The sequence below is a fragment of the Bradyrhizobium sp. USDA 4503 genome, assembly GCF_054055815.1.
Genome location: NZ_JBSRXS010000001.1, coordinates 4176996 through 4194845 on the forward strand (window position 1 = coordinate 4176996; position 17850 = coordinate 4194845).

At 65.2% G+C, this 17850-nt stretch carries 13 protein-coding genes and 1 pseudogene; 5 read left to right on the top strand and 9 right to left on the bottom strand.

Annotated elements, in window-relative coordinates:
- Nucleotides 1-304: 304 nt before the first annotated feature.
- The 3 genes and pseudogenes from ACVMIH_RS20285 (at nucleotide 305) to ACVMIH_RS20295 (ending at nucleotide 2832) form a co-directional block, all read left to right on the top strand.
- A pseudogene (locus ACVMIH_RS20285) lies at nucleotides 305-719 on the top strand (TadE/TadG family type IV pilus assembly protein).
- Between the two features lies 1 nt (nucleotide 720).
- Complete coding sequence (locus tag ACVMIH_RS20290; protein WP_076826093.1) at nucleotides 721-2391, top strand: pilus assembly protein TadG-related protein; 1671 nt, start codon at nucleotides 721-723, stop codon at nucleotides 2389-2391.
- Between the two features lie 153 nt (nucleotides 2392-2544).
- Nucleotides 2545-2832, top strand: coding sequence for a PilZ domain-containing protein (locus ACVMIH_RS20295; protein ID WP_229189556.1), 288 nt, complete (start codon nucleotides 2545-2547; stop codon nucleotides 2830-2832).
- Nucleotides 2833-2955: 123 nt separating this feature from the next.
- On the opposite strand, the gene ACVMIH_RS20300 is transcribed toward ACVMIH_RS20295, so the two are convergent.
- Nucleotides 2956-3141: a hypothetical protein gene (locus ACVMIH_RS20300; protein WP_028333252.1), complete on the bottom strand. Its 186-nt coding sequence runs from the start codon at nucleotides 3139-3141 to the stop codon at nucleotides 2956-2958.
- Between the two features lie 121 nt (nucleotides 3142-3262).
- Here ACVMIH_RS20300 and hemE point away from each other — a divergent pair, with 121 nt between their 5' ends.
- A complete protein-coding gene (hemE, locus tag ACVMIH_RS20305; protein ID WP_057016932.1) occupies nucleotides 3263-4309 on the top strand; it encodes a uroporphyrinogen decarboxylase in 1047 nt (348 codons plus the stop codon).
- Nucleotides 4310-4486: 177 nt separating this feature from the next.
- On the opposite strand, the gene ACVMIH_RS20310 is transcribed toward hemE, so the two are convergent.
- From ACVMIH_RS20310 to ACVMIH_RS20320, 3 genes are read right to left on the bottom strand one after another with little or no spacing between them, the layout of a single operon-like run.
- A complete protein-coding gene (locus ACVMIH_RS20310) occupies nucleotides 4487-6100 on the bottom strand; it encodes a GMC family oxidoreductase (RefSeq protein ID WP_057016931.1) in 1614 nt (537 codons plus the stop codon).
- Between the two features lie 59 nt (nucleotides 6101-6159).
- Nucleotides 6160-7749, bottom strand: a complete 1590-nt coding sequence (mhpA, locus tag ACVMIH_RS20315; protein ID WP_063790082.1) for a bifunctional 3-(3-hydroxy-phenyl)propionate/3-hydroxycinnamic acid hydroxylase MhpA — start codon at nucleotides 7747-7749, stop codon at nucleotides 6160-6162.
- 1 nt (nucleotide 7750) lies between these two features.
- Nucleotides 7751-8746, bottom strand: coding sequence for a VOC family protein (locus ACVMIH_RS20320; protein WP_245311414.1), 996 nt, complete (start codon nucleotides 8744-8746; stop codon nucleotides 7751-7753).
- Nucleotides 8747-9012: 266 nt separating this feature from the next.
- Here ACVMIH_RS20320 and ACVMIH_RS20325 point away from each other — a divergent pair, with 266 nt between their 5' ends.
- Nucleotides 9013-10974, top strand: a complete 1962-nt coding sequence (locus tag ACVMIH_RS20325; protein ID WP_057016928.1) for a putative bifunctional diguanylate cyclase/phosphodiesterase — start codon at nucleotides 9013-9015, stop codon at nucleotides 10972-10974.
- A 14-nt stretch (nucleotides 10975-10988) separates the two neighbouring features.
- On the opposite strand, the gene ACVMIH_RS20330 is transcribed toward ACVMIH_RS20325, so the two are convergent.
- The 5 genes from ACVMIH_RS20330 to ACVMIH_RS20350 form a co-directional block, all read right to left on the bottom strand.
- Nucleotides 10989-11981: a PDR/VanB family oxidoreductase gene (locus ACVMIH_RS20330; RefSeq protein WP_076826083.1), complete on the bottom strand. Its 993-nt coding sequence runs from the start codon at nucleotides 11979-11981 to the stop codon at nucleotides 10989-10991.
- A gap of 12 nt (nucleotides 11982-11993) precedes the next feature.
- Nucleotides 11994-12746: a GntR family transcriptional regulator gene (locus tag ACVMIH_RS20335; protein WP_057016927.1), complete on the bottom strand. Its 753-nt coding sequence runs from the start codon at nucleotides 12744-12746 to the stop codon at nucleotides 11994-11996.
- Between the two features lie 15 nt (nucleotides 12747-12761).
- On the bottom strand, nucleotides 12762-13811 hold the full coding sequence (locus tag ACVMIH_RS20340; RefSeq protein WP_194295330.1) for an aromatic ring-hydroxylating dioxygenase subunit alpha: 1050 nt from the start codon (nucleotides 13809-13811) through the stop codon (nucleotides 12762-12764).
- Between the two features lie 285 nt (nucleotides 13812-14096).
- Complete coding sequence (locus ACVMIH_RS20345) at nucleotides 14097-15086, bottom strand: DUF2778 domain-containing protein (protein ID WP_076826079.1); 990 nt, start codon at nucleotides 15084-15086, stop codon at nucleotides 14097-14099.
- A 261-nt stretch (nucleotides 15087-15347) separates the two neighbouring features.
- A complete protein-coding gene (locus tag ACVMIH_RS20350; protein ID WP_076826077.1) occupies nucleotides 15348-17714 on the bottom strand; it encodes a putative bifunctional diguanylate cyclase/phosphodiesterase in 2367 nt (788 codons plus the stop codon).
- Nucleotides 17715-17850: the final 136 nt, after the last annotated feature.

Genomic DNA, 17850 nt, shown 5'->3' on the forward strand with positions numbered 1-17850 from the left:
GCACTTTCGTTTAGCCACAATTACCCGCCAAGGCACTGATATTGCAGGTCATATGTATTGTTACGTGCATTGCTCCGCATATCACGGTATCCAACAACTACATCTCCACACGCTGCAGCACCTCAACCGCACCACACCCCGGGTTTTTGCGGGTATCGCATCAAATATTCTGATCGCCCCATAATGCTTCACTGACCCGATAAGTCTGAATTGCGGCCGCTGATTCGTGAAAGCGTTTTCATAGTTTTCCTTAATCAAAGCCTCGCAACGTGACGTCGTCGTTGGCGTTTCGAGGTGTGTTGCAATGACCAGTTTTTTTCGCTGCCGAAGCGGTGCGTCCGCCGTCGAATTCGCGCTGATGCTGCCGCTGTTTCTTGCCTTCATTTTCGGCATCATCGTCTTCGGCTCGTATCTCGCCATGGTGCATGGCGTTCAGCAACTCGCCGCCGAAGCGGCGCGGTCATCCATCGCGGGAATGACCGACACCGAACGCAAACAGCCTCGCGACGAGCTATGTCACCGCCAACGCGTCGACCTATCCATTGCTCGTTCCCGGCAATCTCACGGTCAATGCCGCGCCGTCTCCATCGAATGCCAACGTCTACGTCGTGACGGTCAACTACAACGCGGCCGGCAACTTCATCTACAAGCTGCCCTTCGTCCCCGCCCCGGCGAGCACCATCGTCCGCTCCGCGGCGATTCAGTACGGGGGATTCTAGGATGAGAGGCGTCCTCATGCTGATGCGGCGCTTCGGCGCCGACGAACGAGGAAACTTCGCGATGATCAGCGCCGGCCTGATGACGCTCCTGATCGGGTGCGCCGGGCTCGCCATCGATCTCGGCACGATCTTCGCCGACCGGCGCAAGACGCAGAGCACCGCCGATCTCGCCGCGATCGTCGCCGCCGCCAACCTGAACAATCCGGTCAACGCCGCCACCGCGACGGTTACGCAGAACAAGTACCCGGCCAGTGCGCTGGTCAAGGTCGAGACAGGAACCTACACCGCAAACAGCGCCATCGCGCCGCAGGCCCGTTTCGTGACCCCGGCGGTCGGCACTCCCAACGCCGCGCGGGTCACGCTGAACACCCAGACCCCGCTCTACTTCGCGCGGTACCTCACCGGCGCGAACAGCTTCACCATCAAGACGACCGCCACCGCGACATCGACCGAAATGGCCTCGTTCGCGATCGGGTCGAGGCTGCTCTCGGTCAACGGCGGCGCGCTCAATGCGCTGCTCGGCTCGATGCTCGGCACCACGCTGTCGCTCTCGGTGATGGACTACAACGCGCTGATCAGCGCCAAGATCGACGCACTGGATTTCCTGTCGGCACTGGCGACCCGGGTCAACCTGACCGGCGTCACCTATAGCGACCTGCTGAGCAGCAACATCAAGGTCGGCGACATCGTCGCGTCGGCGCTGACCACCCAGCAGATCACCAACGGCGCCAACGCGGCGACCACCGCGCTGTCGACGATCTCCCAGGCCGTCACCGGCTCCACCACCAAGATTTCGCCGGGCACGCTGGTCGACCTCGGTCCCTTCGCCAATCTCACGGTGGGGCAGAAACCCAAGGTCGGCGCCAGCGTTTCGGTGTTCGACCTGATTTCCACGGTGGCCCAGATCGCCAACGGCAACCATCAGATCGCGACCTCGATCAATCTCGGCCTGCCCGGCATCGCCAACGTCTCCGTGATCGCAACGATCGGCGAGCGACCGGTCGGCTCGAGTTGGATCGCGATCGGCACCCAGGGTGTGAGCGTCCACACCGCGCAGACCAGGATCCTGGCGACGATCAATGTGCTCGGCTCCGGCACCGTGTCTGCGATCAATCTCCCGGTCTATGTCGAGGTCGCCTCGGGTACCGCGACACTCAACGCGGTGTCCTGCGGCCACCCCAACATCAACACCTCGCAGGTCACGATCGGCGTGACGCCTGGGATCGTGGATGCATGGATCGGCAACGTCACGATCGCCGACATGACCAACTTCACGACCAAGCCCAATCCGCCGCCGGCGACACTGGTCAACCTTGGTCTCGCCACCGTCACCGGCCTCGCCCATGCCGGCATGGGCAACACCACGCCGACCAATGTCAATTTCAGCTACAGCGACATCCAGTCGGGCACCAAGAAGACGGTGACGACGACCAACTTCCTTTCATCGCTGACAGGAAGTCTGCTCGGCGACCTCTCGCTGACCATCAATCTCGGCCCGCTCGGGCTGCCGATCCCGGGATTGGGGGCGCTCGTCATGAGCATCCTGAACGGCGTGACGAGTTCAGTCGATCAGGTGCTCGCGTCGCTGCTCGCGACGCTCGGCATAGGGCTCGGCCAGGTCGACGTTTGGGTGCTGGGCATCCGCTGCGATGGCGCCGTGCTGGTGAACTAGAGCATGATCCGGAAGAGTACGAAGCGGTTTTCCCTCGCGACAAACGCAAAGCGTTTGCGCGGAGATCATGCTCGAACAAAGAAGCGAAAGCGCGACCATCGCGCTTGAGGGGACCGATCGCGACGGGCATCACATCGGGGGTAGGAGACTGCCGTGAGCACAACGATAAGATACAAGACCGACAGCCAACGAACGATCCTGCTGAAGCGCGGGACGATCTTCTTCCGCAACAGCAGTGTCGGATGTCTTGTGCTCAACCTCTCGACCGGCGGTGCGGGGCTCGCCGTGGAAAGCGACGTCGCAATCCCGCTCGCGTTCGACCTCGAGATCGAGAGCGAACCGATCCGGCGGCACTGCATTGTGGCCTGGCGCCTGGAGCGCCGGCTCGGCGTGACCTTCGAATCTGACCGGATGCAGCGCCCCGCAAGCGGCCCCGTCTAGACTATCCCGGCGATCACGGTATGCGGACGGGCCCGGTGCTCCGGGCCATCGCTCCGCGGCGAATAGTTCGCCGCATGTGGAACTCTCTTGGCATCGTGGTTAGCAGGCGCTGGCATACACCAGCTAATTGTCCCGATTGCCGTCGTGCTTTGACGGCGCGGGCTGCGTGGCGCTGACCGGATCGGAGGCCGGGAAGGTATCCTCGAGCCCCTCCTTCAGCCGGGTGCGGGCCTTGCGGTCGGCAGCCTGCGCCTCGTGCGGCTTCTCGGCATGCTTGTCGTGCGGGGCAGGATCGAATTTGTCGGCCATGTCGTCCCTCCATTCGGGGGACAACGCGGCCGCGCAAAGGGGGGTTCCAGAACCGCCTTGGCCCATTGCGCTGCAGCGTGTATCAGGGGCGCAAATTTGACCGTGATCAGGAACTATCCGCGTGCCCCAGGATCCCACCAAGAAGCCGCTCATCGACGTGCTATCGGGCCACCGCCAGGCCGTGCCGCCGCTCTGGATGATGCGGCAGGCCGGCCGCTATCTGCCGGAATATCGCGAGCTGCGCGCCAAGGCCGGCGGCTTCCTCGATCTCTGCTTCACGCCCGAATTCGCCGCCGAGGTCACGCTGCAGCCGATCCGCCGGTTCAACTTCGACGCCGCGATCATCTTCTCCGACATCCTGGTAATCCCCTACGCGCTCGGCCGCTCGGTGCGCTTCGAGGCCGGCGAAGGACCGCGGCTCGATCCGCTGGCAACGCCCGGCGAAATCGCGACGTTGGCAACCGATGCCAACTTCGACACGCTCGAGCCGGTTTTTGAAGCACTGCGCCGCGTCCGTCGCGAACTCGCCCCCGAGATCGCACTGATCGGCTTCTGCGGCGCACCGTGGACGGTTGCGACCTACATGGTGGCCGGACAGGGCACGCCGGACCAGGCACCCGCGCGGATGCTTGCCTACCGCCATCCGGATGCGTTCGCCAAGATCATCGACGTGCTGGTCGAGAACTCGATCCACTATCTCGTCGGCCAGTTGAAGGCCGGTGCCGACTGCCTGCAGATCTTCGACACTTGGGCCGGCGTGCTGCCGCCGCGCGAGTTCGCCCGCTGGGCGATCGAGCCGACCCGGCGCATCGTGGCCGGGGTGCGCAAGCAGGTCCCCGATGCCAGGATCATCGGCTTCCCGCGCGGCGCGGCAGGCATGCTGCCGGCCTATATCGAGCAAACCGGCGTCGATGCGGTCTCGATCGATTGGGCCACCGAGCCGTCGATGATCCGCGAGCGCGTGCAAAGCCGCGTCGCGGTGCAGGGCAATCTCGATCCGCTGGCCCTGATCGCCGGCGGCGCCGCGCTCGACCGCGCGGTGGACGATGTGCTGGAGAACTTCGGCAAGGGGCGGATGATCTTCAATCTCGGGCACGGCATCCTCCCCGAGACGCCGATCGCCCATGTCGAGCAGATGGTCGCACGGGTGCGCGCGTATAAGGGCTGACGTCCAGTCGCCCACTCTATCACCGTCACCGCGCAAAGGCTTCGCCTTTGTCGCTGGAGGAGCGCGCTCTTGCGCGCGTCTCGAAGGGTCGACGGCCCGGAGCTTTCCGAGCCGTCAGACCGGGGCCGTGCATCCTTCGAGACGCGCTACGCGCTCCTCAGGATGACGGATGGCGTCCTACCTCGCATCCTCCAGGATCATGTCCGACGCTTTCTCCGCGATCATGATCGTCGGCGCATTGGTGTTGCCCGACATCAGGTCCGGCATGACGGACGCATCGACCACGCGCAGACCTTCGATGCCGCGCACCTTGAGCCGCTGGTCGACCACCGCGAGCGGATCGTTGCCCATCCGGCAGGTCGAGGTCGGATGATAGACCGTGCTTCCGGTGCGCCGGCAGAAATCGAGCAGGTCGTCGTCGCTGACCACCTTGGCGCCGGGATCGACCTCGCCCACTGAATAGGATTTCAGCGCCGGTGCCGCCAGGATCTTGCGCAGGATACGGATGCCGTCGATGAAGGCGCGGCGATCGGTCTCGGTCGCCAGATAGTTGATGCGGATTTCCGGCGGCACGCCCGGGTCCGCGCTCCTGATCTTCAGCGAACCGCGGCTCTCCGGACGCAGCTGGCAGACCGAGGCCGTGAAGCCCGAGAACGGATGCAGCTGCTCGCCCATCTTGTCGGTCGAGAACGGCAGGAAGTGGATCTGGATGTCGGGCGAGGCAAGCCGCGGGCTGGTCTTGAAGAACGCGCCCGAGGTGCCGGCGGCGATCGTCAGCGGCCCCTTGCGCAGCGCGGCGTAGCGGAGGCCCGCCATGACGCGGCGCACGGGATGATTGATGACGTCGTTCAGCGTGACGGTCTGCGCGCAGCGCGTGACGATGCGGACCTGCATGTGGTCCTGCAGGTCGTTGCCGACGCCGGGCGCATCGAGCACGATGTCGATGCCGTGCTGCTTCAACAGATCGGCAGGGCCGACGCCGGAGAGCTGCAACAATTGCGGCGAGTTGTACGCACCGCTCGATACCAGCACCTCCCTGCGCGCCTTGGCCTTGCGCAATTGCCCGTTCTGCTTGTAGGCGACGCCGCTCGCGCGCTTGCCGTCGAACAGGATGCGCTGCGCCAGCGCCGAGGTCTCGACATGAAGATTGCCGCGCGTCAACGCCGGCCGCAGATAGGACCGCGCCGTCGAGGCGCGCCGGCCGCGCCGCGTCGTGGTCTGGAAGAAGCCCGCGCCCTCCTGGGTCGCGCCGTTGAAATCCGGATTGGTGGGAATCCCGACCTCGGCTGCGGCATGCACGAAGGCCTCCGACAGCGGATCATGATGCCGCCAATCCGACACCGGCAGCGGGCCGCCGGCGCCGTGATAGGTGTTGGAGCCACGCTGCTGATCTTCCGCCTTCCGGAAATAGGGCAGGACGTCGTCATAGCCCCAGCCGGCATTGCCGCGCTGGCGCCAGCGGTCATAGTCCTCGTGCTGGCCGCGCACATAGAGCAGGCCGTTGATCGAGCTGGAGCCGCCGAGCACCTTGCCGCGCGGCTGGAACACCTGCCGCCCGTTCAGGCCCGGCTCGGGCTCGGTCTGGTACATCCAGTTGACGGATTTTTCCTTGAACAGCTTGCCGTAGCCGAGCGGCACATGGATCCAGATGTTGCTGTCCTTCGGGCCGGCCTCGAGCAGCAGCACCGAGTGCTTGCCGTCAGCGCTCAGGCGGTTGGCGAGCACGCAACCGGCCGAGCCGGCACCGACGATGACGTAATCATACTCCGCCGCATCGTTATTGTTGTTCACTGGTTTCCCCCGGAATTTCTTTCTTCCGGTGGTACAGACAAAGCGCAGCCTTGAAAAGACTAGTGCCCTGCGCTGAGGTTCTGGAGCAGTTGCCCGACAAGCATACTGAGCTCGCCGGCATTGCGCGCGGCGCCGAAGACGTAGCGGTCCGGCCGCACGATGACCGCCGCGGAGTCATGCTGCCGCATCCAGTCCGCGAACAAACTGTCGCGTTCGATCACGGTCAGGATACCGCCTCGATCGGCGCTTTCGCCTGATGTGGCGATGACGACGCGCTCGCCCGACAGACGCTGCCAGGCGGCAGCGGACGCATCCGACAGCCACACCATCCGCTCCGCCGCCGTCGTCACGATCGCGAATTCCGGCTGCAGCAGATCGTCGAGCCGGCACGTCCGCCCATCCGGCGCGCGCACATGCGGCTGCACGAACAGCCGCCCGGCAAGCGCGGCATCGCGCGCGATCAGGCCGGAGACGAGATCGGGGATGAATTTCTGCCTGATGGTTTCGGCCTTGCCGGCCTTCAGGTCGGCGCGCAGCCGCATGTCGCGTTCGACGGCGGCCACCGGATCGAGCTCGCCGATGATCTTGCCGAATTCCTTGGCGCTGGCGACGACGGCGCGAACATGCGGCTTGCGCTCGATCTCGTAACTGTCGAGCAGCGCATTGCCGGCGTCGCCACGAAGAACCAGCCGCAACTTCCAGGCCAGGTTCACCGCATCGCGGATACCGGCGCACAGCCCTTGCCCGAGGAACGGCGGCGTCTGGTGCACGGCATCGCCCATCAGCAGCACGCGGCGGTCGCGCCAGCGCCGGCCGAGCAGCGCGTGAAAGCGATAGACCGCCGAGCGCCAGATCGTCAGGTCCGAGATATCGGTGAAACCCTTGAGCAGCGTCACGACGTTGTCGGGCGCGCCGGCCGCCTCGGGATCCTCGCCGGGCAGCAACTTGATCTCCCAGCGCCGCAAATTGCGCGGGCCCGGCACGAAGGTGCCGGGCCGCGACGGCCAGCAATACTGAAAGCTCCTGGCCGGCCGCTTGGCGGGATCGTTGGTCAGCGTGTCGACCACCATCCACCATTCATCGAAGGCAAGGTCGTCGAGGCCGATGCTGAGCTGCTTGCGGACGAAGCTGTTGGCGCCGTCGCAGCCGACCAGATAGCGCGCGCGGATCAAGAACTCCTCGCCGGTCTCGCGGCGTGCCGTCAGCATCACCGCGCCATCGTCCTGCTGCAGCGCCACGCCCGTGGCCGCAAGGAAAATGTCGGCATGCGGATAGTCGGCGAGCTTGTCGCGCAGCGCCTGCTCGACGTCCGGCTGCACGAAGGTCACGTTCGGAATCCAGCCGAGCGGGAACGGCGGCGGCATCGGGTCGAAGATCTTGATGATCTCGCCGTCGACGCCGAGATAGTGCGAGCCGTTATGCGGGGCGATCGCCTGCTCCATGAAATCGCCGAGCCCGATCGCCTGCAGCACGCGCAGCGCCTCGTGGTCGAGCGTGATCGCGCGCGGCTTGTCGTAGATGTCGGCAACGCGCTCGACGATGGCGACCCTCAAGCCGGATTTCGCGAGCAGGTTGGCGAAGATGGCACCGACCGGCCCGAGGCCGACGATGGCCACGTCATGGATGGGATTATCGGCTGACAATGACATGCTACTTCGCGAGGTAGCTCTCGAGCGTCAGCGGCTTCGGCTTCACCTCGGGTTCGCGGATCGCGACACCTTCGAACGGCGTCGCCTCCTCGAACCAGGCCTGCCGCGCCGGCAGCCCCCACGGGAACGAGATCGTGTGGTCGGACGGATCCCAGCCGACCGGCTCGTTCTCGATGTCTATGATCTGGTAGTGGGTGTTGAACAGCTCGACGCGATGCCCGTCGGGATCGCGCATGTAGACATACAACGCGTGTCCCGGCCCATGACGCCCGGGGCCGCGTTCAACGGCCGCGCCATAGCCGAGCTCGCCGGCGACATCGCAGGCGTTGAGCAGATGATGAACTTCGGGCGCGAGAAATGCGAAATGATGCAGCCGCGGTCCGGCGCCGTTGAAGAACACGATGTCGTGCGGATTGCCCTTGCGCTGCAGGAACACGCCGCGCAGGTCGAAGGTATCAGCGGGCGCGATGTATTCGCTGAGCCGGAAGCCTGCCGCGGTGTAGAACTCGCACGCCTTGCGCAGCTCCGGCGTCAGCACCTGGTAGTGATCGAGCCGCAGCGCCGAGCCGCCGGCATGGCGGGTGAATTTGGTGATCATGCGCGACTCGACCGGCATGGTCGCGCAGAACTCCAGCGGCGTGCCGGCCGGATCGGTCGCATGCAGGGTGCGGCCCTGATGCGGCACTTCGGCCCAGGCGGCCCGGCATCCCTGCGCTTCGAAGAAGGCCTTGAGCCGGTCGAGGTCACCGTCCTGAAAGACCCGCAGGCCGAGCCGCACGCAGGCGGCGCTCTCGCCTTTGCGCAACACAAGGCTGTGATGACAGGCCTCCTCGACGCCGCGGAAATAGAGTGCGCCGCCCTCCTCCGCGGTCAGGATCAGCCCGATCACCTTTTCGTAGAACTGCCGGCTCGCCGCAAGATCACGAACGCTCAGGACGACATGGCTGGCTCGCGTAATACGGAACCCGGGATCGTGGTTCGTGATCGGGAGGCTCATGCGCACCTTCTGGTTTTTGCCGTTCGCGGGAACCCGACTCATTGCGAAAAACCCGCGGGGGATCAAGCAGCGCGGCGCGCGGCAAGCTTTGCCGCTCCGTGACCCCGCGTCACGCATTTGTATCGATTTGTTAGCAATGCCCGCCGGTGGAACCGAAGGAGCGGCCCGCCGCGGCACGGTCCGTTCCAATAGTTCATAGTTTGTCAAAGGTTTGCAGAGAATTCTTCGCCACGGCGCCATGGCCAAACCGGGCAGGCAACGTAGTGATGCGTACCCATCTGAGATCATATTTCGCGACCCTGTTCGCCGGCGACCTCGCGGCCTTCGGTGCACCGCCGACGGATGAAGCGCTTGCCGGCCACATCCGCGCCGAACAGGTCTCGCTGGTGCTCGGCTATTCCTTCGGCATCATGCTGGCCAACGCCTGCAACGCGCTGGTGCTCGCGATTGCGCTGTGGCAATCGCCTGACTGGGCCTTTGCGCTGGTGTGGGCGGTCGCGGTGGGCAGCGCGGCGCTGTTCTTCGGCCTGCAGGCGCGGGCATCGCGCCGCATCGCCAAGCCGCAATTCGTGTCGCGCCGAACCATGTACCGGCTGGTGCGCAATGCGCTGGCGCTCGGGACGACCTGGGGCGTCGTCCCCGTCGCCTTCTTCGCGAACGCATCGAGCGGCGCCCAGCTCGTCATCACCTGCCTGTGCGCCGGCATGCTGGCCGGCGGCGCCTTCGCGTTCTCCACCATCCCGATCGCCGCGATTGCGTTCACCGCGCCGATCTTCGTCGGCACCGCGATCTGCCTCGGCCGGGACGGCGATTTCGTCTACCTCCTGATGGCCGTGCTGGTGCTGGTCTACGGTTCGGTGCTGCTGCGCGGCGTGTTCGTCAACGCGTTCGAGTTCAGGCGGCGGATCATCGCCCAGCACGAGGCCGAACGGACGGTGAGGCAGGATCCGCTGACGCATCTGCCGAACCGCGTCGCCTTCAATGAAGCGCTCAACAGCGCACTGAACCGGCTGGCGCGGTCGGGCGAAGAATTCGCGGTGCTGCTGCTCGATCTCGATCGCTTCAAGGAGGTCAACGACAGGTTCGGCCATCCGGCGGGCGACGAGTTCCTGGTGCAGGTGGCCGCCCGGTTGCAGCGTTGCACGCGCGCGGCCGAACATGTCGCACGGATCGGCGGCGACGAGTTCGCGCTGATCATGTCCAATCTGACGCGGCCCGAGGACGCGTTTGCAATCGCCGAACGGTTCGTCGCGGCCTTTGCCGACCCGTTCCCGATCGATGGGCTGGAGGTCAACCGGACGATCAGCATCGGCATCGTGCTGGCGCCGCGGGACGGCAGCACGTCCCACGACCTGCTCAAGCACGTCGACATCGCGCTTTACCGGGCGAAGAAATCCGCGCCCGGCACCATCTGCTTCTTCGAGGCCAGCGACGACCGGTCGGCGCGCGACCGCCGCGCCCTGCAGCGGGATCTCGAGCACGCCATCGAGGCGGACGAGCTGTTTCTGGTCTACCAGCCGTTCCTCGACATCCGCAAAGGCCGCGTCACCGGCTTCGAGGCCCTGCTGCGCTGGCAGCATCCGACCCGCGGCCTGATCCCGCCGACCGTCTTCATCCCGATCGCCGAGGAGAGCGGGCTGATCCACCAGCTGGGCGAGTGGGTGATCCGTCGCGCCTGCACGATGCTGTCGCGCTGGCCGGACGACATCCGGATCGCGGTCAATTTCTCCGCGGTCCAGTTCCAGAACGTCGGCATCCTGCAGACGATCGTCGACGCGCTGGCCGAGGCGAACGTCGCGCCGAACCGTCTCGAGATCGAGATCACCGAGTCGATGCTGATCTCGAAATACGGATCAGCGCCCGCGATCCTGCACGCGCTGCTCGAGCTCGGCCTGACGGTCGCGCTCGACGATTTCGGCACCGGCTTCTCGTCGCTGACCTATCTGCGCAAGCTGCCGTTCAGCCGTATCAAGATCGATCAATCCTTCATCCGGGACATGCTGACCCAGCCGGACTGCGCCGCGATCGTCAAATCGGTGATCGGCCTCGCGCAGGAGCTGCGGATCGGCGTCGTGGCCGAAGGCGTCGAGACCGCGGATCAGCTCGAATATCTCCGCCAGACCAGTTGCGACGAGGTCCAGGGCTATCTGATCGGGCGGCCGATGTCAGGCAGCGAGATCTCCGCACTGCTCGATCACGATCCGCAGCACTCGGTGCACGCGGCGTAGCGCCGCTCGGCTCGTCAGGGCGCGTCCGACCGATGCAGGGTGTCGACCGTGATGGTGCCGCGGGCACGCGAGACGCAGGCGCAGATCTTGCGGCTCTCCCGCTTCTGATGGTCACTGAAGAAGACGTCGCGATGGTCGATCTCGCCGTCGACATCGACCACGTCGAGCGCGCAGACCCCGCATTCACCGCGCCGGCAGTCGCTCATCACCTCATGACCGGCTTCGTTGAGCACGTCCAGCATCGACCGGTCGCGCGGGATGACGAACTCGGTCCCCAGCTCAGTCCCCTCGCCCCTGAGCCGCACGCGGAACGGCTCGGTCGGCAGCAGCCCGCTCGATCCAAAGGTCTCGTAGCGCAAGTCGGAGAGCGGGCGGCCGGATGCCTCCCAGGCGCGCCGCGCCGCGTCCAGCATCCGCATCGGGCCGCAGAACAGTGTCATCGTGTCCTGCGGTAGCGCCGCAAAGACGCGCTCGAGGTCGAGCCGCCTGCCTTCGTCGCCGGCATGAACGGTGAGGCGGTCGCCGAGCGCACGCTCAAGCATATCGAGATAGACCGCATCGCCGCGCGTGCGCACGGCATAGTGCAGCGTCACGCCGGCGTCGCGGCGGGCGAGCGCCTGTGCCGCACCGACGAGCGGCGTGATGCCGATGCCGCCCGCGATCAGGCAGAACTGCCGCCGCGTCCAGTCGAGCTGCACCAGCGAGGTCGGCAGCGTGATGTTGAGCCGCACGCCCGGCGCGAGCGACCACATGTAGCGCGAGCCGCCGCGGGAATCCGCTGCGCGCCGAACTGCGATCCGGTAGCCCTGCGGATCGACTTCGCCGACCAGCGAATAGGAGCGGGTCTGCGGCTGGCCTTCGATGGTGACACCGACATCGATATGGCTGCCGACCGGATAGGGCGCACCCGTAAAGTTATCCGGCCGCAGCAGGAATTCACGGATGCCGGGCGTGAGGTCGCGCGCGGCGAGCAGCGTGGCGGATGTCCAGGTCTCGATGAATCGCATGGCGTTCTCCGCTCAGCCGGCTGCCGAATTGATCAGCGCCAGCGCCGGCAGCAGATCGAGATGGCTGCGGTTGCGTAACGCCAGCCGCAGATTGCGTGCCGCAAGCCTTGCATGCTCGCGCATGATCGCCTCGGCGCGCGCGCCCTCGCGGTTCTCGATGGCGTCGACCACAATGCGATGGTGATCTTGCGCGATCAGCAGGATCTGACGCGCCTCGGGCAACGCCGATTGCGCCATCACGAAGCCGCTCGGCGAGGCGAATGGCAGCGCCGAGGCGCGGTCGATCTGCCGGATCAGCGGCGGGCTGCGCGACAGCTCGGTGAGCAGCGCGTGGAAGCGCGCATTGAGCGCGACATAGGACGAAAAGGCTTCGACCGAAATCGGATCCTGCCGCACCAGGCCGTCGATCTCGTTGAGGCATTCCTTCAGCGGCTCGAGATCGCGCGACGAGACGCCGCGCTCGGCGGCGAAGCGCGCGGCCAGTCCCTCCAGCGTGCCGCGCAGCTCGATCGAATCGAGAATGTCGCGCTCGGAAAATGCCTTGACCATGAAGCCGCCGGAAGGGATCGGCTCCAGCAGGCCTTCCTCCTCCAGCCGGACCAGCGCCATCCGCACCGGCGTGCGCGACACCCCGGTGAACTCGACCGCCTGCAGCTCCGAGATCCGCTCGCCGGGCCGCAGGCCGCCGGAGAGAACGAGGTCGCGCAGCGCAAGCTGCGCCCGCACGGTCTGCGACACTGAACGATCGGTCTCGCGTTCCGCCATGGGCTCGCCCCTCGTCTACTCGGCAGCCTGCAGCTGCTGCGGCGGATTTTCCTTCGCCACCATGCGGTCGATGACGCGCCGTGCCCACATTGCGCCGGCGTCGATGTTGAGATTGTAGAACACCCGGTCCGGATTCTCGTCCATCGCCCGCTGCTGCGCTTCCAGGATGATCTCATCCTCATGGAAGATGCCGGCGACGCCGTCGCGGATTTCGCTAGTCAGCCGCTGCTCGGTAATGCGGTGATTGCGGACGAACGCCCAGAAGTAATGGCAGGTCTTCTCGGTCTCGGGCGTGATCGTGTTCAGCACATAGCCGTTGACGCCCTGCGAGCGATCGCCCTCCGGCGCGCCCGAACCGGCCGGCGCGACGCCGACGTCGATGTTGACGGTGCACGGCGCTTCGAAGCGGATGATCTGCCAGCGATCGACCAGGCCCGGCTTCTGCAGCTGCTTGGCCCAGAACGGCGGCGCCTCGATGCCCTTCATCCAGCGCGTTACGGTGACCGTCTTCTCGCCATGGGTGACGTCGAACGGCGCCTCGGCGACCGCATCATTGCCGATGCTCGAGCCGTGCACGAAGGTCTCGTGCGTCAGGTCCATCAGATTGTCGACGACGAGGCGATAGTCGCAATTGACGTGAATGGTCTTGCCGTCGCCGGCCCAGGCCGGGTCGTGGTTCCAGTGCATGTCTGGCACCAGCGCCGGGTCGGCAAGCGCGGGATCCCCCATCCAGAGCCAGATGAAGCGGTGGCGCTCGACGACGGGATAGGCGCGGACGCAGGCCGACGGATTGATCGTCTCCTGCGAGGGCATGAAGGTGCAGCGGCCCTGCGCATTGTATTTCAAGCCGTGATAGCCGCAGACCACGGCATCGCCATCGAGCCGGCCCTTGGAGAGCGGCACGAGGCGGTGCCAGCAGGCATCCTCCAGCGCCACCATCTCGCCGTCGCCCTTCCGGTACATCACGACATGCTTTCCGCAGATCGTCCTCGGCAACAGCGCGTGCTTGATCTCGGCATCCCAGCCGGCCGCGTACCATGCGTTCATTGGAAAGGGTTTTGGCACTGGTCCGCCTCTCAGCGTTTATGAATACGCTATGTATACATCGTGTTCGCAAAATAGGCAAATACGAGGTATCAGGGTATTTATGTCCGATTTTCAGTATACATAATTGCACCGTGTCGGGAAGACAATCAAGCCGGCGCCGCCTCCAGGGAGAGCTGGCGACAACGTGGTGCAATTTTCCGAGACGATGGAAGAAGCAACCAGGCCGCGCTGGAGGCGGTCAGCGGATCGAAGGTTGGACTCTGCAAGAGCCTGCGCAATTTGCCGGAGGCGCCGGCGCGCGGCCTACGAGTTCGACGCCGCGCGGGTCGAGGCCGACTGAACATCCTTGATGTTGATGACGACGGCGATGCGCTTGATCGTGCCGCTGCGGTAGGCCTGCAGGAACTTGTCGTAGTGCTTGACCGAGATGCAGCCGTTGGAGTCGCCATTCGGTCCGAGCATGTAGCTGTGGACCAAGAGGCCAACGCGCCCGAACGTGTCGCTGCCATCGACCGGGGTCATGCGCAGCGCGGGCACGCCGTGGAACAGCTTCTCGCGCGGCTTCATCTCATAGATGCCGGGCGGCGTCGCGCCGGCGTTGCGGGCATTCACATGCGCCGGGTCGTCGAGCAGATTGCCGAGGCCTGAATGCGCCTCGAACTTGGTGCCGTCGGGCATGTACACGACGCGGCCGGTGATGTCGTAGACCGCCGTGGTGCTGTCATAGCCGAGCTTGCCGAGATCGGGGCTCGGACCGGACAACAATCCGTCATTCGGATCGAGCGAGGCCAGCTGCATCTTGCCCGGCATCATGTCGGCAATCTTCTGCAGGAACGTCCGGTTGTCGCCCTGCTGCACCGGCGCCTGTGGCGGTGGCGGCTGATCGTTACGCGCAAGCAGATTGGCCTCGGCCGGCCGCGACCGCGGCATCGGCACGGTGGACGTCGTCGCTGTGGTCGTGGCGGCGACGGACGCCGTCGCCGACTGGCTGGTCGGCAGTTCGGTCTGCGTGTCGCGCAGCTGGCCGGACAGCGCGTCCTCGATCTGGCCGAACTCGGAATTGAAATCGCCGCGGCTCGAACGGAACCCGCGGCGCAGTGGATAATAGAGTGAGGCCGAATTGATCGTGGAGCGAGAGCCGAAGCGATCGTCGAAGTTCAGCGAGGCGGTGGTGTTGGCGAGCGCCGGACCGTGAAGCCATGCGGTGGGGTCGATGCCGACCATCCAGGCGGCAAGGCCAGACGACAGGGCAAGCGCGCTCACGGCAAACGCCGTGCTGCCCACCAGAGACATGCCGCGGCTCGACTTGCGCCGGGCAGGTTTCGTCGTTCGTTGACCCATCAATCCCCAAGTTCGGTGCTCTGGGGCCTGTTACCCGGCCCACCGGGATTCACCGATCACTCATCATATCAGGGAATTAGAGTAAGGCATAATCGAGACAAAGCGCACAACGAGAGGTTTTTTAAACGTTTTTCGGATGGAAAGTGCCAGAGAATCAGCCTTGGGCGGGCTGAATTGACCGAAAATGTCCCGATTCGGGACGATTTCGGCGGCTCAGGCGATCTTTTCTTCCCAGAGAGTGAGCACCGGGACCGGCTTCCCGATGGCGTAACCCTGGGCGTAATCGACCCCGATCTGGCGCAGCTCGTCCAGGATCGCGAGGTTCTCGACAAATTCCGCGACCACCTGCTTCTGCATGATCTTCGCGGTCTTGGTGATCATCTCGACCATCGCCCGATCGACCTTGCTGTTCAGGATCTCCTTCACGAACGAACCGTCGATCTTGATGATGTCGACCGGCAGGTGCTTCAGATAGGCGATCGAGGACATGCCGGTGCCGAAATCGTCGAGCGAGAAGCTGCAGCCGATCTCGCGCAGCCGCGCGATGAACTTCTGCGCCTCGTCGAGGTTCGAGATTGCGCTGGTTTCGGTGATCTCGAAACACACCGATGCCGGCGAAACGTCAAGCTGCGCGAACAGCCCGGCGACGAAGTCGACGAAGTCGCTGTCGCCGATGGTGGCGCCGGACAGGTTGATGGCGTAGCTCGCAATCTTGCGCGGCTGGTGCTTGCGCTCGGCGATGATCTCGAAGGCGCGGCGAACCACCCAGCGGTCGATCAGCGGCATCAGCCCGTAGCGTTCGGCGGCGGGCAGGAAACTGCCGGGCGGCACCAGCGCGCCGCTCTCGTCGCGCAGGCGCAGCAAGAGCTCGCGCCGGTCGTTGCCCTTCAGCACGCCGTTCACCGGGCGGATCTCCTGCTCGTAGAGGCAGAAGCGCCCCTCATCCAGTCCCTTGCGAATGCGATTGACCCAGCTCATCTCGGCAACGCGCACGGCCATGCCGGTGTCGGACGGGCGGTGCTCCTGGACGCGATTGCGTCCCTTGTCCTTGGCAAGGAAACAGGCAACGTCGGCAAGCCGCAACGCGTCCTGCACGCCGGCGCTGTCGGCCAGCCCGACCAGGCCGATGCTCGCGCTGATCCGGAAGCTCGATCCCTCATAAATGAAGTTCGACTGCTCGATCACCGCCCTGACCCGCTCCGCAACGTCGGCAGCGACGTCGTGCGTCGCGGAGCCGTCGTCACGCAGGAGAATGCCGAACTCGTCGCCGCCAAGACGCGCGACGAGGCCGCTGCTGCCGACTTCGGTCGCCAGCAGCCTCGCCACCTGCTTCAGCAACCGGTCGCCCGCCATGTGGCCGCAGGTGTCGTTGACGATCTTGAACTGATCAAGATCGATCAGCATCAGGTCGGCGCCGACGGCCGGCGAGCCCGACATCGCTTTGTGCAGTTCGAACTCGAACTGCCGGCGGTTGGCAAGGCCGGTGAGCGCGTCATGCGAGGCAGCCCGCGCCAATTCCTCGACCAGCCGCCGCTCGGCGGTCATGTCGTGAATGATCATGACGCGGCCGGCCGGTTCTCCGGCATACACGATCGGGGTCTCGACCACCGAGACCGGCACGCTGGAGTGGTCCGGCCGCACCAGGAGCTGCGGCCGGCTTTCGTCGTCGGCGTCGAACGATCCGCGCACCGGCTGTTCGGCAATGTTGAACAGCGACGACAGCGGCCGTCCCGTCACCTCCTGCCCTGCCGCGATGAGCCGCTGCGCGGCGGCGTTCATGTAGTCGACCCGATCGTCCTGCGTCGTCACGATGACGGCATCGCCGATCGACGCCAGCGTGAGCTGGGCGCGCTCCTTCTCGACCGCGAGCGCGGTCTCGGCAAGCCAGCGCCGCCACAGCATCCGCCGCGTATGGACCAGCACGATGCCGGCAAGGCAGGCCGCGATCACGAGGTTGACCAGCAGCAGCAGCGCGGAGACCTGACGCGACGCCTTGCCCAGATGATCGGAGAAATCGACGGCGAGCGTGCTCAGCGCCGCATCAACCGTACCGATCCGTTCGGCCCAATGCCTGATGGTCGCAGCCGACGGATCGTGCAGCGCGACGTCGCTCGCCGCCTCGTTCCGGATTTCAATCAGCTGATCGAGCAGCGCATCCGAATTGCGCCATGCCGTCACCGCGCCGGCCACGTGGTGCATCGTGCGGAAATATTTGAACAGCCAGATCAGGCCGCCGATGTCGTCATCATGATTACCTGCCCTGGCGAAGCCGGCCCTCGCCACCGCGTCATTGTCGCCCGGCGCTTCCAGCGCGCGCCGCGCCGTGCGATCGGCCAGCGGCACCGCGATCGCGGCATCGAACTTCTGCAGATAGATCGGCGCACCGGTGCTGACATAGGTCTGCAGGTAGTGGATGGCGTCCTTCTGCCCCTTCGACCACATGCTTTCGCCGGCCACATAGGCCCTGACCGCGGACATCACCTGCAGGCTGCCCGTCGACAGGCCGCCCAGCAGCAACACGATGGCCAGCAGCGGTCCCACCACCCGCCACAACGACCAGCTTCGAAACGAAAAGAACATGCCCAATGCGCCCCGACCCTGAAATTTATCGGGTAGCCTAGGAATGGTGACTTAACCTCACGTTGCAAAACGCGATGAGTTTGAAACGACTTGGCTGCAGCACAATTGCGTCAAACTTTACGCAACAGCCGCGACG

Bases quoted from the DNA above. Each gene is read 5' to 3' on its own strand.
- ACVMIH_RS20290 (WP_076826093.1), top strand. From the start codon at position 721: ATGAGAGGCGTCCTCATGCTGATGCGGCGCTTCGGCGCCGACGAACGA.
- ACVMIH_RS20300 (WP_028333252.1), bottom strand. From the start codon at position 3,141: ATGGCCGACAAATTCGATCCTGCCCCGCACGACAAGCATGCCGAGAAG.
- mhpA (WP_063790082.1), bottom strand. From the start codon at position 7,749: ATGTCATTGTCAGCCGATAATCCCATCCATGACGTGGCCATCGTCGGC.
- ACVMIH_RS20320 (WP_245311414.1), bottom strand. From the start codon at position 8,746: ATGAGCCTCCCGATCACGAACCACGATCCCGGGTTCCGTATTACGCGA.
- ACVMIH_RS20325 (WP_057016928.1), top strand. From the start codon at position 9,013: ATGCGTACCCATCTGAGATCATATTTCGCGACCCTGTTCGCCGGCGAC.
- ACVMIH_RS20330 (WP_076826083.1), bottom strand. From the start codon at position 11,981: ATGCGATTCATCGAGACCTGGACATCCGCCACGCTGCTCGCCGCGCGC.
- ACVMIH_RS20335 (WP_057016927.1), bottom strand. From the start codon at position 12,746: ATGGCGGAACGCGAGACCGATCGTTCAGTGTCGCAGACCGTGCGGGCG.
- ACVMIH_RS20345 (WP_076826079.1), bottom strand. From the start codon at position 15,086: ATGTCTCTGGTGGGCAGCACGGCGTTTGCCGTGAGCGCGCTTGCCCTG.
- ACVMIH_RS20350 (WP_076826077.1), bottom strand. From the start codon at position 17,714: ATGTTCTTTTCGTTTCGAAGCTGGTCGTTGTGGCGGGTGGTGGGACCG.